22 protein-coding genes are annotated in these 20,251 nt (G+C 68.3%); 5 read left to right on the forward strand and 17 right to left on the reverse strand.

All coding sequences use genetic code 11. The features are described from left to right. Window positions 1-3: 3 nt before the first annotated feature. The 3 genes from D7006_RS20245 to D7006_RS20255 all read right to left on the reverse strand — a co-directional run bounded on the left by D7006_RS20245 (window position 4) and on the right by D7006_RS20255 (window position 4,364). Window positions 4-1,239 (reverse strand): ABC transporter substrate-binding protein, encoded by a 1,236-nt coding sequence (locus tag D7006_RS20245; protein ID WP_237354338.1) that lies wholly within the window; start codon window positions 1,237-1,239, stop codon window positions 4-6. Window positions 1,240-1,314: 75 nt separating this feature from the next. Then, a complete protein-coding gene (locus D7006_RS20250; RefSeq protein ID WP_237354339.1) occupies window positions 1,315-3,021 on the reverse strand; it encodes a dihydroxy-acid dehydratase in 1,707 nt (568 codons plus the stop codon). Window positions 3,022-3,038: 17 nt separating this feature from the next. Continuing rightward, complete coding sequence (locus D7006_RS20255) at window positions 3,039-4,364, reverse strand: FAD-dependent oxidoreductase (RefSeq protein WP_237354340.1); 1,326 nt, start codon at window positions 4,362-4,364, stop codon at window positions 3,039-3,041. Between the two features lie 118 nt (window positions 4,365-4,482). Between D7006_RS20255 and D7006_RS20260 the strand changes: the two genes are divergently transcribed. Continuing rightward, window positions 4,483-5,535, forward strand: a complete 1,053-nt coding sequence (locus tag D7006_RS20260) for a LacI family DNA-binding transcriptional regulator (RefSeq protein ID WP_237354341.1) — start codon at window positions 4,483-4,485, stop codon at window positions 5,533-5,535. 22 nt (window positions 5,536-5,557) lie between these two features. Here D7006_RS20260 and D7006_RS20265 read toward each other — a convergent pair whose 3' ends face one another. The 6 genes from D7006_RS20265 to D7006_RS20290 form a co-directional block, all read right to left on the reverse strand. Next, window positions 5,558-7,168 (reverse strand): MFS transporter, encoded by a 1,611-nt coding sequence (locus D7006_RS20265; protein ID WP_237354342.1) that lies wholly within the window; start codon window positions 7,166-7,168, stop codon window positions 5,558-5,560. Continuing rightward, window positions 7,165-7,602 (reverse strand): DoxX family protein, encoded by a 438-nt coding sequence (locus D7006_RS20270; protein WP_237354343.1) that lies wholly within the window; start codon window positions 7,600-7,602, stop codon window positions 7,165-7,167. The genes D7006_RS20265 and D7006_RS20270 overlap by 4 nt, the downstream gene beginning before the upstream one ends. A 3-nt stretch (window positions 7,603-7,605) precedes the next feature. After that, window positions 7,606-9,471 (reverse strand): amidohydrolase, encoded by a 1,866-nt coding sequence (locus tag D7006_RS20275; RefSeq protein WP_237354344.1) that lies wholly within the window; start codon window positions 9,469-9,471, stop codon window positions 7,606-7,608. Window positions 9,472-9,509: 38 nt separating this feature from the next. Further along, entirely contained in the window at window positions 9,510-9,797 is a 288-nt protein-coding gene (locus D7006_RS20280; RefSeq protein WP_169123707.1) for a XapX domain-containing protein, read from the reverse strand. 61 nt (window positions 9,798-9,858) lie between these two features. Next, entirely contained in the window at window positions 9,859-10,689 is an 831-nt protein-coding gene (locus tag D7006_RS20285) for an alpha/beta fold hydrolase (RefSeq protein WP_305852723.1), read from the reverse strand. A 194-nt stretch (window positions 10,690-10,883) separates the two neighbouring features. Further along, window positions 10,884-11,507: a hydrolase gene (locus D7006_RS20290; protein ID WP_169123863.1), complete on the reverse strand. Its 624-nt coding sequence runs from the start codon at window positions 11,505-11,507 to the stop codon at window positions 10,884-10,886. A gap of 118 nt (window positions 11,508-11,625) precedes the next feature. Here D7006_RS20290 and D7006_RS20295 point away from each other — a divergent pair, with 118 nt between their 5' ends. Beyond that, window positions 11,626-11,988, forward strand: a complete 363-nt coding sequence (locus D7006_RS20295) for a helix-turn-helix domain-containing protein (protein ID WP_169123705.1) — start codon at window positions 11,626-11,628, stop codon at window positions 11,986-11,988. 192 nt (window positions 11,989-12,180) lie between these two features. Here D7006_RS20295 and D7006_RS20300 read toward each other — a convergent pair whose 3' ends face one another. The 7 genes from D7006_RS20300 to D7006_RS20330 form a co-directional block, all read right to left on the reverse strand. Beyond that, a complete protein-coding gene (locus tag D7006_RS20300) occupies window positions 12,181-13,077 on the reverse strand; it encodes an AraC family transcriptional regulator (protein WP_169123704.1) in 897 nt (298 codons plus the stop codon). Between the two features lie 136 nt (window positions 13,078-13,213). Further along, window positions 13,214-13,837: a HupE/UreJ family protein gene (locus tag D7006_RS20305; RefSeq protein ID WP_237354346.1), complete on the reverse strand. Its 624-nt coding sequence runs from the start codon at window positions 13,835-13,837 to the stop codon at window positions 13,214-13,216. Between the two features lie 46 nt (window positions 13,838-13,883). Next, on the reverse strand, window positions 13,884-14,405 hold the full coding sequence (locus tag D7006_RS20310; RefSeq protein WP_237354347.1) for a DUF1097 domain-containing protein: 522 nt from the start codon (window positions 14,403-14,405) through the stop codon (window positions 13,884-13,886). Window positions 14,406-14,546: 141 nt separating this feature from the next. Further along, window positions 14,547-14,885, reverse strand: a complete 339-nt coding sequence (locus D7006_RS20315) for a nitrile hydratase accessory protein (RefSeq protein WP_051678805.1) — start codon at window positions 14,883-14,885, stop codon at window positions 14,547-14,549. 13 nt (window positions 14,886-14,898) lie between these two features. After that, a complete protein-coding gene (nthA, locus tag D7006_RS20320; protein ID WP_169123701.1) occupies window positions 14,899-15,525 on the reverse strand; it encodes a nitrile hydratase subunit alpha in 627 nt (208 codons plus the stop codon). Between the two features lie 55 nt (window positions 15,526-15,580). Next, window positions 15,581-16,255: a nitrile hydratase subunit beta gene (gene nthB / locus D7006_RS20325; protein WP_029555657.1), complete on the reverse strand. Its 675-nt coding sequence runs from the start codon at window positions 16,253-16,255 to the stop codon at window positions 15,581-15,583. Continuing rightward, the gene (locus tag D7006_RS20330) at window positions 16,252-16,623 is read right to left on the reverse strand and encodes a hypothetical protein (protein WP_237354348.1); all 372 of its coding nucleotides are present in this window, start codon (window positions 16,621-16,623) and stop codon (window positions 16,252-16,254) included. Before D7006_RS20330 ends, nthB begins: the two co-directional genes overlap by 4 nt. Window positions 16,624-16,891: 268 nt before the next feature. Here D7006_RS20330 and D7006_RS20335 point away from each other — a divergent pair, with 268 nt between their 5' ends. From D7006_RS20335 to D7006_RS20345, 3 genes are all read left to right on the forward strand, one after another. Next, window positions 16,892-18,043 (forward strand): transporter substrate-binding domain-containing protein, encoded by a 1,152-nt coding sequence (locus D7006_RS20335; RefSeq protein WP_237354349.1) that lies wholly within the window; start codon window positions 16,892-16,894, stop codon window positions 18,041-18,043. A 17-nt stretch (window positions 18,044-18,060) separates the two neighbouring features. Continuing rightward, window positions 18,061-18,708 carry an ANTAR domain-containing response regulator gene (locus D7006_RS20340; RefSeq protein ID WP_229643328.1) on the forward strand — a complete coding sequence of 216 codons (648 nt, stop codon included), beginning with the start codon at window positions 18,061-18,063 and terminating at the stop codon, window positions 18,706-18,708. Window positions 18,709-18,878: 170 nt separating this feature from the next. Beyond that, entirely contained in the window at window positions 18,879-19,850 is a 972-nt protein-coding gene (locus tag D7006_RS20345) for an acetamidase/formamidase family protein (protein ID WP_237356963.1), read from the forward strand. Between the two features lie 64 nt (window positions 19,851-19,914). Here D7006_RS20345 and D7006_RS20350 read toward each other — a convergent pair whose 3' ends face one another. After that, the gene (locus D7006_RS20350; protein WP_237354350.1) at window positions 19,915-20,211 is read right to left on the reverse strand and encodes a GNAT family N-acetyltransferase; all 297 of its coding nucleotides are present in this window, start codon (window positions 20,209-20,211) and stop codon (window positions 19,915-19,917) included. Between the last annotated feature and the right edge of the window lie 40 nt (window positions 20,212-20,251).

Here is a 20,251-nt window from a genome sequence, read left to right on the forward strand (position 1 = left end):
CCGTTACTTCACCAGCGGGCAGTTGCCGGCCGCGAGGGGGCGGAAGGCCTTGTCGGCGGGAACGGTGGCGATGAGCTTGTAGAAGTCGTACGGCCCCTTGGATTCCGCCGGGCTCTTCACCTCGAACAGGTGCATGTCGTGGATGGCGCGGCCGTCCGGGCGCACCGCCCCCTTGCCGAACAGCGGATCGTCGGTGGGAATGGCCTTCATGGCCTCCACCACCTTGGCGCCGTCCTTGGCGCTACCCACCTTCTCCACCGCCTTCAGATAGTGCAGCAGCCCGGCATAGACGCCGGCATGGACCATGTTGGGATAACGCCCGCCATTGGCCTCGGCGAAACGCTTGGCGAAGGAGCGGGTCTGGTCGTTCAGGTCCCAGTAGAAGGCCTCCGACAGGAACAGGCCCTGCGCCGTCTCCAGCCCCAGCGCGCTGATGTCGTTGAGCACCATGAGCATGGCGACGAGCTTCTGCCCGGCCTTGACGATGCCGAACTCGGACGCCTGCTTCACCGCGTTGATGGTATCCGCCCCGGCGCTGCCGAGGCCGATCACCTTGGCGCCCGACGCCTGGCCCTGGAGCAGGAAGGAAGACAGGTCGGAGGTGCCGAGCGGGTGCCTGACGGTGCCGAGGATCTTGCCGCCGGCCGCCTTGATGGCCTCGCCCGCGTCGCGCTCCAGCGCATGACCGAAGGCATAGTCCACCGAGATGAAGTACCAGGTGTTGCCACCCGCCTTGGTCACGGCGGTGCCGACCGTGTTGGCCTGGGCCCAGGTGTCGTAGGTCCAGTGGACGGTGTTGGGCGAGCAATCCTTGCCGGTGAGGTCGGAGGTGCCACCGCCGGAGATGATCGCCACCTTGTTCTTCTGCCTGGCGATGCCGCTGACACCCAGCGCCACCGCGGAATTCGGCACGTCCAGCACCGCGTCCACGCCGTCCGTGTCGAACCACTGGCGGGTGACGTTCACGCCGATGTCAGCCTTGTTCTGGTGGTCGGCGGCGACCAGCTCGATGGGCATGCCGGCGACCTTGCCGCCGAAATCGGCGATGGCCATCTTCGCCGCCACCACCGATCCGGCACCGGCGAAGTCCGCCTGCACGCCGGCCTGGTCGTTGAGCACGCCCACCTTAACGCTCTCGGCGCTCGCGCCGCCGGGGAAGGCCGCGCAGACGAGGGCGGCCAGCGCGGTCGAGGCCAAAGCGGACCTCAGTGTCCCGGACCTTGCAGTCTTCCTGGGCATTTCAAACCTCCCGATCCTGTCTGTTCGTTCTTGTTTGTCGAAGGCGTTCAGGGCCGCCTTGTTTGTCGTCGGCCCTCAGGGCCGCATGGGCTTCAGCACGGCGCCCTTGGAGAGCGGCTGCACCATGGCCGCATACTGGCCGAGCCAGCCGCGGATCTGGCTGTGGTCCGGCGCACGCCACACCGCGCGGCGGGCGGCCAGCTCGCTCTCGGAGACTTCGAGATCGACACGGCGGGCGCCAATGTCGATGGAGATGACATCGCCCTCGGCGACGAGGCCCAGCGGCCCGCCTTCCGCCGCCTCGGGCATCACCTGGCCGATGGTGATGCCGCTGTTGAGGCCGGAGAGTTCGCCATCGGTCACCACCGCGACACCGGCGCCGAGACCCGCACCGATCAGGGCCGCCATGAAGCTCGCCGCGAACACCGTGCCCGGTCCGCCCTTCGGCCCGAGGCCGCGCAGCACCACCACGTCGCCGGGCTTGATGGAGTGGGTTTCCAGCGCCTTGATGGCGACGGCCTCATCCTCGAACACCCGCGCCTTGCCGGAGAAGGTGCGCACTTCCGCCGGCACGGCGGAGACCTTCACCACCGCACCATCCGGCGCGAGGGTGCCACGCAGGATGGTGAGGCCCGGCTCGTGGCGGAAGGGATCGGCTAGCGGGCGGATGAAGACGCGGTCGGGCTCCGGGACGTCGGCGAGGTTCTCGCCTAGCGTCTTGCCGGTGACGGTCATCACCGACAGATCGAGCACGTCGCTGAGCTCGCGCATCACGCCCCGGCAGCCGCCGGCCCGGTCGAGATCCTCGATGCGGTGGGGCCCGTTGGGCCGCACGGTGGTGATCTGGGGCGTGTCATTCAGCGCCTCCAGCTCGGCCACGATGTCGATGTCCATCTCGGCTTCGGAGGCAGTGGCCGCGAGATGGCGCACGCAGTTCACCGAGCATCCCGTCGCCACCGCCACGCGCAGCGCATTGCGGAACGCGGCGGGGGTGAGGATCTGCCGCGGCCGGATGTCCTTGAGGATGAGGTCGACGATGGCGGCACCCGCGCGGGCGGCATTCTCCATCAGCGCCTGCGAGCCGGCGCGGATGGGCGCGCTGCGCGGATGGGCCATACCGAGCGCTTCGGAGAGCACATGCATGGTGTTGGCGGTGGCAAGGCCGGCGCACACGCCCGGCCCGGTGATGGCACTGCAGGTCATCGCCTTGAGGTCCGCCAGCGAGATGGACCCTGCCTTCAGCGAGCCGACGCTCTTGTAGACCTCCTCGATGTCCACTTCCTTGCCTGCGCAGAGCCCGCCGAGCTGGTAGCCACAGGGCAGCACCACGGACGGCACGTTCAGCCGCGCGGCGGCCATCAGCTGGCCGGGGGTGGTCTTGTCGCAGGAGGCGAGCAGCACCATGCCGTCCAGCTCCGCGCCTTCCACCTGCACCTCGATGTCGTTCACCAGAAGATCGCGGCTCGGCATCAAATAGCGCGCCTGCCGGCCCGCGCTGGTGACGAAATCGGACGGGGCCACGGTGCGGATCTCGAAGGGCAGGCCGCCGGCATCGCGGATCGCCTGCTCCACCACGCGGCACACATCGTCGAGATGCGCGTAGCAGACCGACAGCTTGCTGGAACTGTTGACGATGGCGATCTTCGGCTTCAGCAGGTCTTCCTCGCTGTAGCCCATGGCGAGCCACTGGGCACGGCGCACCGCCCAGCGGGTGGTGCCCGGCTCGAAATTGCTGCGCAGCGTCGGCTGCAACGCGGACTTGGGCTGTTCGGCGTCGGACATGAAACGTCCCTGTCTCGTCAGTTGAGCTGAGCCCCGAGCGCGTTGAGCGCGGCGCGGATGTCGGAGCCGGAGGGCTGCGCCGCCGGATTGTCGCAGAGCTGGTCGGCGACGAGGCCCATGGCCTGCCCGTAGCCGAAGCACTGGGCGGTGACGCGGGCCGAGGCCATGGCCTCGTGCTCGGCCGAAAGGCAGCGCCCCGCCATCACGAGCCCCGTTCCGGTGGCGGGCAGGAAGCAACCGAGGGGGATCTCGTAATAATCATCGAGGATCCAGTGCAGCTTCGGCTTCTCGCCGGAATGCAGCTCGATGGGCCATGGCGAGCGGCAGATGCCGTCCGCGCGCTTGCGGGCGGAGGTCACATCCTCGTTCTTCAGGAGGTCGCGGCCGACGATCTGCCAGGTCTGGCGAATGCCCACCTGCACGCCGGTGTCGTTGACGAAGGAGGCCTCGCAGCCGGCGATGTGGTCGCGGATGAAACGCGCATATTCGCGCACCTGCTTGCGCCCCTCGATCTCCGCCTCGCTGAGGTCGGCAATGCGGGTGGCGTCCAGCTCGCGCCCGTCCGCGCCGACGATACGCGTGGCGTTGCAGATCAGCTCGCCGGGGCGGGGCGTGGGGAAGAGGAAGATCTTGGCGCGCGGCAGGCGGTAGGCGCCGGAGGCGTTCAGCTCCTGGATGAGCTTCATCACCCGTTCGTCGAGGATGGAATCCGGCCCATGCGCAGCGAGGAAGCGCGCCATGTCCACGCCCAGGATCCGGAAGATCATGGTTGGGTTCTGGATGGCGCCGTCGCGGCCTTTGGTGAGCGCTCGCCCCGCCATGGCCGCCACGTCCGCATCGCCGGAGGCGTCCACGGTGATTCTGGCGCGGACCTCCAGCGGCCCCTGCTTGGTGAAGGCGGTGACACCCCTCACATGGTCGCCCTCGGCGAGGACGCCAGTGACGGTCACGTGGTAGAGCACGCGGATGTTGCCCTCGGCGCCGAGCAGCGCGTCGCTCGCCTCGCGCCAGACCAGCGGATCGTGCACCCGCACATAGGTCTTGCCGTATTGCACCGGGCCGGTGAGCCCGCCGCGCGCTTCCATCCCCGCGATGAACTCGTCCACGAAGCCGTGGACCACCTGCTCCGGCTCTGCGTTGCGGCGGTCGGACGCCGCATAGAGGCCGCAGATGGTGCCGGAGAGGCCCGCCACCGCCGCGCCGCCGCTGAAGCCGTAGCGCTCCAGCAGGATGACGCGCCGCCCCTGCCGGGCTGCCGCAACCGCGCAGGCTAGGCCCGCCGCGCCGCCGCCGACCACCAGCACGTCTGTTTCCAGAACCTCCGCGGCCCTTACGTCGGGCATTTCCACCCATCCTGTTTTTAATTGTTAGCGCTATCATTTGTTAGCGCTAACGTGCTGCTATTGTCAAGCAGGCGGCAGGCCATATGGTGAGCCGGGGTCAGTGGTGACGGAATCGGCGATGCGGCAGAAAAGGGGGGGACGGGCGGCGGGCGTCACCATGGAGGACGTGGCCCGCGTGGCGGGCGTCTCCGCCATGACGGTCTCGCGCGTGCTGCGCCAGCCGACCCTCGTGAACGCCGACCTCAAGGCCCGGGTGGAAGCGGCGATCCGCGAGACAGGCTACATCTACAATCTCGTCGCCTCCTCCCTCGCCTCCCAGCGCAGCGGCATCATCGCGCTGATCCTGCCGACGGTGGCGTCATCCATCTTCACCGACAGCGTGAAAGGGGTCTCCGACGTTGCCCGCACCCATGCGGTGCAGATGATCATGGCGGAGACCAACTATTCCCCGGCCGAGGAGGAAAAGGTCATCGAGGCGCTGCTGCGGCGCCGGCCGGACGGCTTCGTCATCGTCGGCGTTTCCCACACCCGCGCCACGCGGGCCCTGCTGGAGAAATCCGGCGTGCCCGTGGTGGAGACCTGGGACAGCACGCCGACGCCCATCGACAGCCTCGTGGGCCTCTCCAACTTCGATGCCATGAAGGCCATGACCGAGGCGCTGGTGGCGCAGGGCTTCCGCCGCATCGTCTTCGTCGGCACCGCGACCCCCGACCGCCGCGCCCAGATGCGCGCCAAGGGCTATGAGGCCGGCATCGCCGAAGCCGGACTCGGCGCACCGCTCATCCTCAATGCGGGCGATCTCACCAGCATGGAATCCGGCCGCATCGTCGCCGAGCGCATCGCGGCGCTGCGGCCCCGTCCGGACGCGGTGCTGTGCCTCAACGACGTGCTCGCGGCCGGCGCGCTGCTGGCGTTCCAGCGCATGGGCATCGCCGTGCCCGCGGATATCGCGGTCGCCGGCTTCGGCGGGCTCGATTTTTCGAGCCACCTCAACCCGTCGCTCTCCACCGTGGACATCCCGCGCTACGAGATGGGCCAGAAGGCCGCCGAGATGCTGCTCGGCCGCATCGCCGGCACCGCCGCGCAGGGCGGCACCTGCGAGATGGGCTACCGGATCATGCTGCGCGAGAGCACCGGGGGCAGCCGCCCCACGGAGGCCAAGGCCTCCTGACGGGCGCGTCCTGATCGGCCGCCTATCGCGGCGGATCGACACCGATCCAGTGGCGCACCACCGGCGGCGCGTCGCCCTGGTGGAACGAGAGCACCTCCGCCTGCACGTCGGCATCGGCATGGGAGACCCGGCGGTGCTGGCGCCGATGCTCGGCCCAGGATTCCACCATGAACCACTCCAGCATCTCCTCCGGATTGGCGGAATCCTCGCTGATGCCCCAGGCATAGGCCCCGTCCCGGCGCCGGGCGGCAGAAAGGCGCTCCAGCGCCTTCAGGAAGGCTTCCCGGTCCGCCCGCGCCACCCGATACTCGATCAGGATCAGCACCGGCCCCCGGTCGTTGGGGATGGGCTCGGCCATGGCCGGCTCGGGCCAGTGCATGGAGGGCGTCAGATCGGCCTCGCCCGCGGGCAGCGGCATGCGGTGCATGATGAGGCCCACCACCGCGAGGCCGCCGGCCGCGATCACCAGAGCCGCCTGCAGCCCCACCGCCTGCGCCACGAGGCCCCAGGCGATGCTGCCGCCCGCCATCGCACCGTTGAAGACCGTGAGATAGACGGCGAGCGCCCGCCCCCGCACCCAATTGGGCAGGATGGACTGGGCGGTTGCGTTCAGCGTCGTCAGCGCGGTGATCCACGCCGCGCCCATGGCGAGCAGGATGGGCACCGCCAGCCAGCGCGGCGGAGCCAGCGCAAGGGCGACCGTCGCGACGGCGGTGACGAGCGAAGCGGCGAGGATGAGCCCATCCGCCGAAAGTCGGCCGCGCAGCCGTGGCATCAGCAGCGCCCCGCCGATGGCGCCCACACCCACCGAACCGAGCAGCAGGCCGTAATAGGCCGCATCCCCCTTGAGCAGCCCGCGCGCGACCAGCGGCAACAGCGCCCAGACCGCGCTGGCGAAGGCGAAGAAGAAGGCCGAACGCAACAGGACGACATGCATCTCCTTGCTGGACCGCGCATAGCGCAGCCCGGCCCGGAAGGCGCCGGGGAAGCGCTCGCCCAGTTCATCCTGCGGGGTGGCGGGCCGACGCCACCACACGAGGGCGGCGATGACGAAGACGTAGCTCGCCACGTCCGCCCCATAGGTCACCGCCGCGCCGAAGGCGGCGAGCAGCACGCCGCCCAGCGCCGGGCCGATGGAGCGGGAAATGTTGATGCCGAGCGAGTTGAGCGCCACCGCGCTCTTCAGGTCCGACCGCGGCACCAGCTCCGGCACGATGGACTGCCAGGTGGGCGCCATCAGCGCCGCGCCGATGCCGCCGAGAAAGGTGAGCGCGATCAGCGAGGAGACCGTCATCAGCCCGGTCAGCGACAGCAGCATCAGGACGCCGCTGACGCATGCCAGCCCGATCTGGATGGCGATGAGAAAGCGCCGCCGGTCGAGGATGTCGGAGAGCACCCCGGCCGGCATGGCGAGCAGGAACACCGGCAGCATAGCCGCCGCCTGGATGGTCGCCACCGCCGCGGGCGAGGCGGAAAGATCGGTGACGATCCACGCGCTCGCCACGTCGCGCATGAAGCTGCCGGTATTGCCCAGCACGGTCGCCACCCACAGCACGGCGAAGACCGGCCGCTTCAACGGGGCGAAGGCACCGGGCGCGGGCGCGGACGGCGGGGATGGGGGATTTTCGCTCATGCTCGCTGTCCCTCCGCTTTGCCCGCCAGATCGTACCACGCCACCAGCACCAACGCGCCGGCGAGGCCGAGATGCTCGAAGAAGGCGTTGGCGGCGGCGAAACGCTCGGCCCCCGCCATGCCCCAGAATCGGTTGGCGAGCAGGGTCGCCGCGACGGTGAATGCGGCGAGCGCCAGCGCGCCGGCCCAGCGCATGAGGCCGGAGAGGATCATGATCGGCGCGATGATCTCCAGCGCGATCACCCCGGCGGCGAGCGGGGCCGCCGGGGCAAGGCCGAAATGGGTCATTTCAGCGATGGCGCCGGGGAAATCCAGCGCCTTGGTGAGGCCGCCCTGCAGATAGGCCGAGGTCAGCGCGAGCAGCGCGAACGCCCGCACCGGCCGCGGCGACAGAAGCGGCCGGGCGGCCTGTGCGAGGCGGTCGGAAACGCCCATCGCTCAGAACGCCCAGCAGGCGCAGCCCAGCGCGCCGAAGAAGCTCTGCGGATCGCCCACCGGCACGCTTGCGCCCCATGCCCCCGCATGGGCGTGGCCGTGGACGCCGCAGGCCTTGGCGCAGCCGCAGGCGGCGGCGAAGGCGTATTTCTGCGCGCTGTCCTCCTTGCGCGGCTGGTAGCCGCCGAAGGTGCGCACCGGCGACCAGTCCGGCATGGCCGGCGGCAGCGGCGGCGCGAGGTCGCGGAAGGCGCCATCCCCATGCACCGGCACGCCGCCGAGCAGGGTCAGGACCGAGGTGATGTCCTGAATGCGGTCCTCGGACACGGAGAAGTAATCGTCCGAGAGCACGACGAGGTCGGCGAGCTGGCCGTCCTTGATCTGCCCCTTCTTGTCCGGCTCGCTGGAGAACCAGGTGTTGGCCTCGGTCCAGAGCCTGAGCGCGTCTTCCCGGTCCAGCCGGTTCGCTGGCGGATAGAGGGAGAGCCCGCCGAGCGTGCGGCCCGTCACCAGCCACGAGAGCGAGACCCAGGGATTGTAGGAGGCGACGCGGGTCGCATCCGTCCCCGCCCCCACCGGGATGCCGGCGTCCAGCATGCGGCGGATCGGCGGGGTGCGCTCGGCCGCCTTGGCGCCGTAGCGATCGACGAAATATTCGCCCTGATAGGCCATGCGATGCTGCACGGCGATGCCGCCGCCCAGCGCCGCGATGCGGTCGATGTTGCGGTCGGTGATGGTCTCCGCATGGTCGAAGAACCAGTTGAGGCCCTTGAGCGGCACGTCGGAATCGACCTTCTCGAACACGTCGAGGGCGCGCGAGATGGTCTCGTCATAGGTGGCGTGAAGGCGGAACGGCCAGCGGTTCTCGGCGAGCAGGCGCACCACCGGCTCGAGATCGCCCTCCATGGCGCCGGGCAGGTCCGGCCGTGCCACCTGGAAGTCCTCGAAGTCGGCAGCGGAATAGACCAGCATCTCGCCGGCGCCGTTGTGGCGATAGAGGTCGTCCCCCTGCCCCGGCGTGACGGTCTTCGACCAGCCGGCAAAATCCGCCAGCTCCGCCTTCGGCTTCTGGGTGAAGAGGTTGTAGGCGATGCGCACGGTGAGGATTCCCTCCCGGTGCAGATCCTCAATGACCGAATAGTCTTCCGGATAGTTCTGGAAGCCGCCGCCCGCATCGATCACCGAGGTGACGCCCAGGCGGTTCACCTCGCGCATGAAGTGGCGGGTGGAGTTCTTCTGGTATTCGGGCGGCAGCTTCGGCCCCTTGGCCAGCGTCGCGTAGAGGATGGTGGCGTTGGGCTTGGCCACCAGCAGGCCGGTGGGATTGCCGTTGGCATCGCGAATGATCTCGCCGGCGGGCGGATCGGGCGTGTCCTTGGTGTAGCCCACCACGCGCAGGGCGGCGGCGTTGAGCAAGGCGCGGTCGTAGAGATGCAGGATGAAGACCGGCGTGTCCGGGGAGACGGCGTTGATCTCCTCCAGCGTCGGCAGGCGCTTCTCGGCGAACTGGTGCTCGGTGAAGCCGCCCACCACGCGCACCCATTGGGGGGCCGGCGTGACGGCCACCTGACGCTTCAGCATGTCCATGGCGTCGGCGAGCGAGCGCACGCCATCCCAGCGCAGCTCCATGTTGTAGTTCAGGCCGCCGCGGATGATATGCATGTGGCTGTCGATGAGGCCCGGGATCACCCGCCGGCCGCCTACGTCGATGATCCGTGTGGTCGTTCCGGCAAGCCGCATCGTGTCGGCGGTCGTGCCGGCGAACACGATCACGCCGTCGCGCACCGCCACCGCCTCCGCCGTGGGATTGGTGCGGTCGAGGGTGGTCATCTTGCCGTTGAACAGGATGAGGTCGGCGATCTCGCTCATGGTGCGCGCCTTCTGCAGTGGGCGACGAGAATGAAAGCTCAGGATTTGGGAGGGGGCGTGTCGCCCGAGGCGGGCGCATCGGCCGCATCGCGCCGGCCCGGAAGCTGGCCCAGCACGTGGTCCTTGCAGTCGGCGAGGCCCACGGCACGGGCGAGGCCGTCGCCGTTCATCAGATGACGCGCCACCGGCAGGATCTGCTCGCCGACGAGAATGCCGAGCAGCCCCAGCAGCGCCACCACCGGCGGGGCCGGGGAGCGCACGTTGATGAGGCTGTAGACGATACCGACCAGCAGGCCGGCGCCCAGCGAGGCGAGATAGAGCTTCATGGGCCCTCCGGGGGTTCGAACATCCGGCGCCGGCCGGGGGGAGGCCGGCGCCGGAAGGAGGTCACGCCTTGATGAAGGCGAGAAGGTCGGCGTTGATCACGTCCGCATGGGTGGTGCACATGCCGTGCGGATAGCCGGGATAGACCTTCAGCGTGCCATGCTTCAGCAGCTTGGCGGAGAGCAGCGCGCTGTCGGCGATGGGGACGATCTGGTCGTCATCGCCGTGCATCACGAGGGTGGGCACCTCGCACGCCTTCAGATCCGCGGTGAAGTCCGTCTCGGAGAAGGCCTTGATGCCGTCGTAATGGGCCTTGGCGCCGCCGGTCATGCCCTGACGCCACCAGTTCCAGATGGCGCCCTGGGAGACCTGCGCGCCCGGACGGTTGAAGCCGTAGAACGGGCCGGTCGGGACGTCGAGGAAGAACTGGGCGCGGTTGGCGGCGAGCGCCTTGCGGAAGCCGTCGAAGACCTCCATGGGCAGGCCGCCGGGGTTGGATTCGGTCTTCAGCATGATGGGCGGCACGGCGCCGATCAGCACCAGCTTCGCGACGCGCGCCTTGCCGTGCTTCACGGTGTAGTGCAGCGCCTCGCCGCCGCCGGTGGAATGGCCGATGTGAACGGCATTCTTGAGGTCGAGATGGTCCATCACGGCCGCGGCGTCGGCGGCGTAGTGGTCCATGTCGTGGCCGTCGCTGACCTGGGTGGAGCGGCCATGGCCGCGGCGGTCGTGGGCGACCACGCGGTAGCCGTTGTTCACGAAGAACAGGAGCTGCGCGTCCCAGTCGTCCGAGGACAGGGGCCAGCCATGGTGGAAGACGATGGGCTGGGCGGTCTTCGGACCCCAGTCCTTGTAGAAGATCTCGACGCCGTCCTTGGTGGTCACGCTGGGCATGGGTTGAACTCCTTGGGGGGTAGAGACTGAGGGGTTGGAGGCTGCGAAGGCCGCGGCGGGAAAGTCGAGGCCGAGGGCGGCGGCGAGCGCCGCGGTGGCGCCGCCACCGAGCACGGTCCGGCGCGAGACAAGGGGGAACTGTTCCGGGAGGCGCGCGCCGCCCGGTGCATCACTTCCGGTCATGGTCTCGAACCTCAGTGGCCTTCGGAGGCGCCGAACATGGTCTTGGCGTAGATGATGCCGAGGCCGTAGGCGCCGCCATAGGTCTTGGCTATTCCCGTGGTCATGTCGTAGGTCGCGGTGCGGGCCCAGTCGCGCTGGAGCTCCAGCAGATACTGCAGCGAGGTCATGGGCCGGGCGCCAGCCTGGATCATCCGCTGCATGGCGCGCTCGTGCGCCTCGTCGGAGACATCGCCGCAGGCATCGGCGATCACGTAGACCTCGAAGCCCTGCTCGATGGCCGACAAGGCCGGGCCGACGATGCACACGCCGGTCCATAGGCCGGAGAGCACGATGCGGCCCTTGCCGATCTCGTTGACCCGGGCGATGACGGCTTCATCCTCCCAGGTGTTCATGGAGGTGCGGTCGAGCAGCTTCTCGCCCGGGAACGCATCGGTGATCTCGGAGAACATGGGGCCGGAGAAGCTCTTCTCGGCCACCGTGGTGAGGATGGTGGACACCCCGAAGCCAGCGGCGGCGCGGGCGACCAGAGCCGCATTGTTGCGCAGGTTCACGGCGTCGATGGACTTGGTCGCGAACGACATTTGCGACTGGAAGTCGATCATGATCAGCGTATGGTCCTTCGGGGAAAGGAGCATACCGCCGGGGGCGGCGACTGCGTTGGGCACGGTTCATCTCCTGTGTGAGAGCGGGCGCGAAGCTAGCGCCCGACTTGTGCTGAGACCATTAGTTACTGGCGGGATACCGGGCACATCCATGAATTCCCAAGACAAAATCGAGCCGCAGGCAGACAAGGCGTGCATGGCCGAACCCCTCCTGAAGTTCTTCGCTCAGGAGTGGATGGCACATGTGGTCGCGGCACTGTCGCGCCACGGCACACTGCGGTTCGGACAGCTCCGGCGAAGCTTGCCGGGGCCGATTTCGGCACGCGTCCTCTCTGCCCGGCTCAAGGCGCTTGAGGCCGGGGGATATGTGACGCGGCGGGAGATCGAGGGGCGGGTCCGTCAGGTGGAATACAGGCTGACGGACTCGGGTCGCGCCATCGACCTCCTTCTGTCGCAGGCGGAAACGGCCCTGTACCTCGAAGGCACGGCCGGCGCACTGGCTAGCGGGCGCTGACGGCGCCCACCTCTGGCGGTGGACCGCAGCATGTGGAGAACTTGAGCGGGGCAGTGCTCATCGGTTCGATCCCTTGCCGGAAGGCCCGAAGCGGGGCTGACGGGGCGGACTATGGCGTTGCAGCTGGAGCCCGTCTTGCCGAAAAGCCCGCATCCTTGAACGATGGGATTTCCCGAAGACGCCCCCGCTCGCTCAATGGCCGCGCCGCCACAGCCCCGGCGCCGATCCGGTGAGGCGCGTGAAGGTCCGTGTCATGTGACTCTGGTCGGAAAATCCGCAGGTGATGGCGATGTCCGCCAGCGGCAGGCGGGAGCCGACGATGAGATTCCGCGCGCGCTCCACCCGCAGGTGAAGCATCCACTGGTAGGGCGTGAGCCCCGTTTCATCCCTGAAGCACTTGATGAAATGGCCGCGCGAGACGCCGCAGGCGGCCGCGATGTCGGAGATCAGCACGTTCCCGTCGAGCCCCGCGGCGAGCCGTTCCTTGGCGATGGCGAACTGGCGCGGCGAGAGGCCGCCGGGAATGCGCACCGCAGCGCCGTGATAGCGCGTGGCAAGATGGGTCTGGATGGCCGAGACCACCTGATCCAGGAACAGGGGCACCTGCCGCTCCGGCGCATCGAGCATGGGCAGAAGCGCCCGCGAAAGGTGCGCCAGCACAGGGTCTTGCGTGCCGGGGGTGCAGGAAACGCACTCCGCCAGCGGCAGGCCCATCTCGGTGAAGGTCTGGTGCAGCGCCCCGTGCGACACCTCCAGCAGGAAGAAGTCGAATCCCGTCTCGATGTCGGCGCGATAGGTGTCGGAGAAGGAGCGGACATAGCAGCTGTCCGGCGCGAAATCATAGGCGGTCGCCACGCCATCGCCGAAGATGCGCCGGCGGTGCCCGCCAGAGAGTGCCACGCCCATCAGAAGGCCCCGGCCGCTCGGCGGGGTCTCGACCCGGCTCGTGGCCGAGCCCTCGTGCTGCTTGCGGTAGACGACGAAGCCGGTGCCGACCAGTTCCCTCTGGTCTTCGAGCGCCGCGACGGAACAGCCGAGGCTGTCGCGCCGGGTGATTCCACCGGGTGCCGCCGTGTCGAGTCGGGCCATCTGAAGCCTCGGGGCTGGCTTGCTGGTGCGCGAACCTACACCAGAAGCGGGACGGGTAAAATGAAGCGGCGCTGACCTAAGCTGTAGACAAAGGTTTAAAGCCGGCGCCCGTGGGTGGGCGCCGGCTCCCGATCGTTCAGGCCGGGATCAGCTGGGTGACCACCGCCGACAGGCCGATGCCGAAGGCGGCGGCGCCGGCGAGGCGCGGGGCCAGAGACGTGGGGGTCCAGGCGCGGCCCGACGCGACGAGGGCGACACCCGCGCCGATTACCGACTGCACCACCGCGAGGCCGGCGAGATAGGCGACGAGCTGGGTCGGTTCGGCGCCCACGATGGACTCGCCATAAGCGTAGCCGTGGAACAGGCCGGCGATGGCGAACAGGCCGATCCACACCCCGCGCGCAGGCTTTTCCCGGCCGGCGGCGAGCAGGCCGCCGATGGCCACCACGCTCAGCGCGATCACCGTCTCGGCGAACGGCAGGTTCACGAGCTGCACATGCAGCATGACGCCGGCGATGGAGGCCACCACGAAGGCCACCGGCACGAAGGCGCCGAGCCCCATCACCCCGGCGATGAGGCCGGCGGCGACGATGAAGCCGAGATGGTCGAGACCGATCACCGGATGGGCGAGGCCGGAGATGAAGCCTTCGCCGAAGGTCGCGGGCAGCCGCCCGCCCATGGCGTGGTGCGCCTCGGCGGAGGTGGCGGCGAAGAGGGGAACGAGGGACAGGAGCGCGATCCTGCTGACGAGACGGGACATGATGTTCTTCCTTGCTCTGGATGGTTGGAAACGAGGGGGACGGGTCTCAGACGGGGCTGCGCTCCGGCTGGAGCAGCGCCTGCCGGATGCGCGCCGCGCACAAGGCGGAGGCGTAGGCGAAGCAGGCGCCGAGGATCATGGAGAAGGGCACCAGCAGAAGCGCGTTGCGGCCCGTGAGGGACAGCATCGCGGCCGGGGTGAAGGCGTCCGCGTTCTGAGTGAGGAACGCGAAGGTGGCGGCATAGCCGTAGGTCACGGCCGGGATGGAAGAGAACGCCGGGATGTAGGCGGCGAGGATGTAGAGGGCGATGGACAGCCCGACGATGACGGCGCCCACCGTCGGCCCAGGCGCGAGAGTGGCGAGGACGAGCCCCGTCGCCCATGCCACCGCGATGCCGAACACGTTCGAGACGATGGTGGTCCGGAACGCCGCGGCGTCGCCGCCGGAGTGGAAGAAGCACGCCCAGGCGATGAACGCCGCCCAGATGAGGAACGCCTGCGTGGACAGGAACAGCCAGGTGCACAGGCCTCCCAGCACGCCGACGCTCAGGGCCAGGGAAATGATCATGTCGAAGCCTCCGCTGAGGCGGTGAGACAAGCCTCTCCCGTTCCGGCGCACGGGTGGCGCGCCGGGGGCAAGAGACGGCGGTAGGTTGACGGCGATTTATGGCTGGCGTGGCGGCGGACCCGATGCGGCCCGCCGCCCGTCTCAGATCACCTCTTCGCGGGTCCGGTGGAGGAATTCCTCCGTCCTGCGATCCAGCTCCTCGGCGCTGACGAGGCCGCGCTCCAGAGCGAGCTTCTCGAACGCCGCCAGCCACTGCTGGTAGTAGTTCCACGTCTCGTCATCGGGCGCGTGGGACTTGTCCCAGGTGCCGATGGTGCCGATCAGGCTCTGGCGGAAGTCCTCCCACTGGTAGGCCTTGGCCTCGGCGAGGGCGAGAGCCATGCCGAAGGCGCGGCCCTGCCAGGGCTCCTCGAACTGGAGGCTCTCGCAATTGCGCGGGATGGCGCCACGCCCGTCGAGCGATTCCACATAGATGTCCATGGCGGCGATCCCTTCAGGCGGAGACGAGGCCGAGACCCTGCATGGCCTCGGTGGAGACGAGGGCGGCGAGTTTCTCCTCGGGCCAGCCCTCGGTGCCGGCGGGCCGCTCGGGGATCACGAAGTAGCGCACCTGCGCGCTCGAATCCCAGATGTCGATCCTTTTGTCCTCGGGCAGGCTCACGCCGAAATCGGCGAGCACGCCGCGCGGCTCGCGCACGATGCGGGCGCGGAAGACGGGATCCTTGAACCAGTAGGGCGGCAGGCCGAGCAGCGGCCAGGGCCAGCAGGAGCACAGGGTGCAGCAGACCACGTTGTGCGCGGCCGTGGTGTTCTCCACCACGCGCAGGTTCTCGCCCTCGATGCCGTCCTTGAGGCCCAGTTCGGCGATGGCCTTGTTGGCATCCGCGAGCAGGCGCGCCTTGAAGGCCGGATCGGTCCAGGCCTTGGCCACCACCTTGGCGCCGTTGAACGGCCCCATCTCGTGCTCGAAGAAGCGGATGACGCGATCGACCGTGTCGACGCCGATCATGCCCTTCTCGCGGAACAGGGATTCGAGGGCCTTGGTGCGGGCGGCGTAATAGCTCTCGCTCTCCCGCAGATGGTGATGATGTTCGTGGTCGTGATCGTGATCGTCGCTCATGATTTTCCGCTCTGGCTATTGGGCGCGAGGCCGGTTGTTGTGATGAGGAATGAGATCAGGCGGCTTCGAGATAGACTTCGAAGCAGTCGTTATAGAGAACGTCGCCCTTGTCCGGGATGTCGGACCACAGGTCCCGCGTCTTGAACTTGACGAGATAGACCGGCTGGGTGGTGGAGATGCCGTCGGTGGGCACGTTGTCGGCGTAGAGATAGGCGCCCTTGTAGACGGTATCGATCACGCCGACCTTGTTGCGCAGATAGCCGGGCAGCCGGGTGTGGACGGCGGGCGGCATGTCCTTCACACGCACCTTGTCGCCGACCTTGAACAGGGGGTCCACCGCCACGTCCCGATAGGGGTTGGCGCCGGTGTAGAAATACTCGATCACCCGCTCGGTGACGGCGTTGTCCCCGGAATTGGGGAGCGGCGCGTCGGGGTGTTCCAGGAAGTGCTTGGTGCGTTCCTCAAGCTCTTTTTCCGAAATATAGTTTTTCGCCACGAGGAAATGGCACATGCCGCCGAGCCATTTGATGTAGTAGCGATACTTGAAGTAATCGAGCGGGCTCATGCCTTCGGCGAGCACCCGAAGATCCGGCCAGGCCCAGATGCCGGTGCCCATCATGGTGGTGTGGACCGCGAAGAGCTGGGCCTCCCACGGCTCCACGAACACGCGCTTCTCGACGGCCACGGGGCCGAGATTCTCGATGCCCCCGAGGAAATGCTGAACTTTCATGCCGACGCCTCTCTCTGCCATGCCTGCGATCCCAGGCGGATCGCGGGCCTCGGTTGATCCGCCCCTGCCGCCGCGACGGGCGGCCCGCGGAGCGGCGGAACACGAGGAGCCAGGCTTTCAAGGCCGACGAAGATGATCGCCAACGCAAAAAAGCCCGTCAGCACCTCGCTGCGGGCGGCTTTGCCACTGATCCATAAATCATGCTGGCGGCGTCTTGATGAGCGTCCTTGCTCGACGACCGTGAAAACAGTGCGACGCAGCAAAAGAACTGTCAAGCGCGAATTTTCAGGTGCCGGCTTTAGCGCGGAAGCCACGATTTCAGCCGGGGATACAGCCACAGCCGCGCCGTGCCCCGCGGCTTCCGCCATTTATTCCCCGCTTGAATGCGGGACAGTCGCATTTGCGCTTGACACAGCGCCGGCGCACAGTCAGGCTAATTCGTAGGCGATAGGCAAGGATGCCTATTAAGTCGCCATTTGCGAACAGACATTCGGGACAGACCCCGTGGCGATGCAGCCCTCAGGCCGAATGGCCCGAGGGCGTTTTTGTTTGCGGCAAGGCCAGTTCGAACAAGGCTACTTGCGGCGGGCGGGCATCGGCCGGGGCAACCGGGAACGGACACCTGCGGTGAGGGAAATGGCGAGACCCAGCTATCGGATCGGCCTGATGTTCTCCACCACGGGGCCCTACAGCACGGTTGCCGGCGCCATGCTCAACGGCGCGCTGCTCGCCGTGTCGGAGATTGGCGAGGCAGGGCCGGTCGAGCTGGTACCCGTGGTCGTCGATCCGGGCGGCGACCTCTCACGCTACACGGCTCTGAGCGGCCAGCTTCTCGCCGAAGGGGTGCGCCATGTGGTGGGCTGCTACACCTCGTCGAGCCGCAAGGAAGTCATCCCCTGCTTCGAAAAGCATGACGGGATACTCTGGTACCCATCCCACTACGAGGGCTTCGAGAGCGCCGACAATGTGGTCTATACCGGCGCGGCGCCGAACCAGCATATCCTGCCGCTCATCGACTACCTCATGTCCACCTTCGGCGACCGCGCCTTCTGCGTCGGCTCGAACTACATCTGGGCGTGGGAGAACAGCCGCATCCTTCGCGAGACCGTGACGGCGCGCGGCGGCACGGTGGTGGCGGAGCGCTATCTCCCCGTGGGCGAGACGGACCTGCGCAAGCTCGTGGATGCGGTGATCGAGGCGCGGCCCAGCTTCGTCTTTTCGTCGCTCATCGGTGTCAGCGGCCTCGCCTTCCTCAGCGCGCTGCGCCACGCCTGCCTCGCACGTGGCATCGACCAGCCAGGCACCATGCCGGTGGCGAGCTGCAACCTGTCCGAGCCCGATCTGGACGAGCTGGAGCCGGAGGCCCGCGACGGCCACATCTCCTCCAGCGTCTATTTCTCGGCCCTGCGCAATCCGGTGAACGACGCCTTCGTCTCCCGCCATGCCGCTGCCTACCCCTCCGCACCGCTGACCTCGGCGGATGCGGAAGCCTCCTACATCGCGGTGAAGCTGCTGGCCGGCGCGCTGGCCGAGGCCGGCACCGATGAAATCCTCGCGGTGAAGGCCGCGGTGGCGCGCCAGCGTCTCGCCGCGCCCCAGGGCGATGTGTGGGTGGATGCGGAGACCATGCATCTCCATCTCACGCCGCGCATCGGCCGCTCGCGCGGGACGGAATTCGACATCATCCGCGAGGAGCCGGTGCCCATCCGGCCCGATCCCTATCTGGTGCGCTCCGCGCCCACCGACAGCTGGTTCGCATCCGCGCCGCGGCTGCGGGTCGCCAAGTGAAGGGGGCCGGGCCAGCCATGTCGCGCAACCTGCTCCAGAACTTCCGCGGCGCCCGCGCGCTCATCGTCGCCTCCGGCGAGGGCGGCATCGATACGCTGGAGAGCGTGCTCGGAAAGCTCGGACTCGTGGTGGCCCGCGCGGACGTCCCGGAGGCTGGGCGCCATCTCGATCTCGCATTGGTGGAGGAGCGCGCGGACCTGCTCTTCATCGACGGCGACCTCGACAGCGTGCTGCCCTGCGACCTCGGCGCGGCACGCACGCCGCCGGTCCCGGTCATCGGGCTGGTCGGCATCGAGGCGCCGGGCCGGCTGAAGGCACTGATGAACCAGGGGGCCACGGCCTTCCTGCGAAAGCCGGTCTATGCCGGCGCCGTCTACACCACGCTGTTCCTCGGCGTGAACCAGTATCTCCTGCGCAAGGAGATGGCGAGCGAGCTCAACGCCCAGCAGGATCGCCGCCGCCGCCGCAAGGCGGTCATCAAGACCATCCTGCTGCTGATGGAAGAGCATCACGTCGATGACGACGAGGCCTATGTCATGCTCCGCCGCGACAGCATGCGTCGGCGCCAGAGCCTCGAGGATTATTGCGAGGACTACATCTCCGGCCGGTCGAAGCTGACCGCGTCCTCGCCTGAAGCCGAGCCGCGCACCGCGGCCCGGCGCTGACCTTACCGACCCACATCACGACGGAGCCGCCCGGCTCCGCGCACGTGGCAGCTGCCAGCGACGCCAGCCCGCCCGCAAGGAGAAGGCCCATGTCCCGGCAGCACGCATCACGGCCTCTGACGCCGCCCCCCTATTCCCCTCCCGATCCGGCCTGGCTCGAAGGCTCCATCATGGCCGCCCGCGGCGAAGCCAAAGGGCGCGCCGGCGAACGCCACGAGATCACCGAGGCGAGCCAGGGCAAGTATCACTACGTCTACGGCCCCTATGCCACGCCCGTGCTGCGCGTGGATCCGGGCGCGGTGGTGAGCGCCGAGACCCACGACGCTATGGAAGGGCAGATCAAAAACGAGAGCGACAAGCCCTCGGAAATCCTCAACTTTCCCTTCCTCAACCCGCAGAACGGGCCGATCTTCGTCAACGGGGCGGAGAAGGGCGACTGCCTCGCCGTCTACATCCACGACATCGTGCCGCGCGGGCCGCAGCCTATCGGCACCACCTGCATCATGCCGGAGTTCGGCGGCCTCGTCGGCACGGGCGACACCGCGGTCCTCAACGCGCCTCTGCCGGAGATCGTGAAGAAGCTGCACGTGGATCCCGCGACCGGCGTGCGCTGGAACGAGCGAATCAGCCTGCCCTACCAGCCCTTCATCGGCACCATCGGCACCGCGCCGGAGATCGAGGCCATCTCCTCCCTCGTCCCGGACTATTACGGCGGCAACATGGACCTGCCAGACGTGGCTCCTGGCGCCGTCATCTACCTGCCGGTGCATGCGCCCGGCGCCCTGCTCTATCTCGGCGACTGCCACGCGACGCAGGGCGACGGGGAGCTGTGCGGCTTCGCCATCGAACACCCCACCGTGACCACGGTGCAGATCGACCTCATCAAGGGGTGGAACTTCCGCTGGCCGCGACTGGAGACCCACGACCGCATCATGACCATCGGCTCAGGCCGCCCCATGGAGGACGCGGCCCGCATCGCCTATCGCGAGCTGGTGCGCTGGATGGCCGCCGATTACGGCTATGACGAGCTGGAGGCCTACATGCTGCTGACGCAGGCCGGGCATCTGCGCGTCGGCAACATGGTAGACCCGAAGTACACGCTCGGCGCCTCCGTCGACAAGACGCTCCTCGGCGCGGCCTGAGTCACGCCCGTCTGGCAAAGGCTCCGGCGATCACACGATCGCCGGCAGCCTCCGGCCGAGCCGCCTACGCCAGCAAATCCCGCCACTCGGGATGGCGACGGAACTGCGCGGCCACGTAGGAGCAGAGCGGGGTGATCTTGAACCCTTGAGCGCGCGCGTCGGCGATGAGCGCGTCCACGAGACGCGCGGCGATGCCCTGCCCCTCGAAGGCCGGCGGAACGCCTGTATGGGTGACGATGAGCGGGCCATCGCCGCGGCGCTGGTAGCTCAGTTCCGCTTCCGCGCCGCCGCCGAGGCGGATGACATAGCGGCCCCCGTTCGGGCCGTCCTCGCGCTGAACCTCGTGGCTGGCGTCGCTCATCATGCCTCCGTCGGTGGTGCTGCCCCCACCCTAACGGCGA

The organism is Xanthobacter sp. YC-JY1, assembly GCF_021730305.1.
Taxonomy (GTDB): domain Bacteria; phylum Pseudomonadota; class Alphaproteobacteria; order Rhizobiales; family Xanthobacteraceae; genus Xanthobacter; species Xanthobacter flavus.

Bases quoted from the DNA above. Each gene is read 5' to 3' on its own strand.
- D7006_RS20245 (WP_237354338.1), bottom strand. From the start codon at position 1,239: ATGCCCAGGAAGACTGCAAGGTCCGGGACACTGAGGTCCGCTTTGGCC.
- D7006_RS20250 (WP_237354339.1), bottom strand. From the start codon at position 3,021: ATGTCCGACGCCGAACAGCCCAAGTCCGCGTTGCAGCCGACGCTGCGC.
- D7006_RS20255 (WP_237354340.1), bottom strand. From the start codon at position 4,364: ATGCCCGACGTAAGGGCCGCGGAGGTTCTGGAAACAGACGTGCTGGTG.
- D7006_RS20260 (WP_237354341.1), top strand. From the start codon at position 4,483: ATGCGGCAGAAAAGGGGGGGACGGGCGGCGGGCGTCACCATGGAGGAC.
- D7006_RS20265 (WP_237354342.1), bottom strand. From the start codon at position 7,168: ATGAGCGAAAATCCCCCATCCCCGCCGTCCGCGCCCGCGCCCGGTGCC.
- D7006_RS20270 (WP_237354343.1), bottom strand. From the start codon at position 7,602: ATGGGCGTTTCCGACCGCCTCGCACAGGCCGCCCGGCCGCTTCTGTCG.
- D7006_RS20275 (WP_237354344.1), bottom strand. From the start codon at position 9,471: ATGAGCGAGATCGCCGACCTCATCCTGTTCAACGGCAAGATGACCACC.
- D7006_RS20280 (WP_169123707.1), bottom strand. From the start codon at position 9,797: ATGAAGCTCTATCTCGCCTCGCTGGGCGCCGGCCTGCTGGTCGGTATC.
- D7006_RS20285 (WP_305852723.1), bottom strand. From the start codon at position 10,689: ATGCCCAGCGTGACCACCAAGGACGGCGTCGAGATCTTCTACAAGGAC.
- D7006_RS20290 (WP_169123863.1), bottom strand. From the start codon at position 11,507: ATGCTCCTTTCCCCGAAGGACCATACGCTGATCATGATCGACTTCCAG.
- D7006_RS20295 (WP_169123705.1), top strand. From the start codon at position 11,626: ATGAATTCCCAAGACAAAATCGAGCCGCAGGCAGACAAGGCGTGCATG.
- D7006_RS20300 (WP_169123704.1), bottom strand. From the start codon at position 13,077: ATGGCCCGACTCGACACGGCGGCACCCGGTGGAATCACCCGGCGCGAC.
- D7006_RS20305 (WP_237354346.1), bottom strand. From the start codon at position 13,837: ATGTCCCGTCTCGTCAGCAGGATCGCGCTCCTGTCCCTCGTTCCCCTC.
- D7006_RS20310 (WP_237354347.1), bottom strand. From the start codon at position 14,405: ATGATCATTTCCCTGGCCCTGAGCGTCGGCGTGCTGGGAGGCCTGTGC.
- D7006_RS20315 (WP_051678805.1), bottom strand. From the start codon at position 14,885: ATGGACATCTATGTGGAATCGCTCGACGGGCGTGGCGCCATCCCGCGC.
- nthA (WP_169123701.1), bottom strand. From the start codon at position 15,525: ATGAGCGACGATCACGATCACGACCACGAACATCATCACCATCTGCGG.
- nthB (WP_029555657.1), bottom strand. From the start codon at position 16,255: ATGAAAGTTCAGCATTTCCTCGGGGGCATCGAGAATCTCGGCCCCGTG.
- D7006_RS20330 (WP_237354348.1), bottom strand. From the start codon at position 16,623: ATGGCGGAAGCCGCGGGGCACGGCGCGGCTGTGGCTGTATCCCCGGCT.
- D7006_RS20335 (WP_237354349.1), top strand. From the start codon at position 16,892: ATGGCGAGACCCAGCTATCGGATCGGCCTGATGTTCTCCACCACGGGG.
- D7006_RS20340 (WP_229643328.1), top strand. From the start codon at position 18,061: ATGTCGCGCAACCTGCTCCAGAACTTCCGCGGCGCCCGCGCGCTCATC.
- D7006_RS20345 (WP_237356963.1), top strand. From the start codon at position 18,879: ATGGCCGCCCGCGGCGAAGCCAAAGGGCGCGCCGGCGAACGCCACGAG.
- D7006_RS20350 (WP_237354350.1), bottom strand. From the start codon at position 20,211: ATGAGCGACGCCAGCCACGAGGTTCAGCGCGAGGACGGCCCGAACGGG.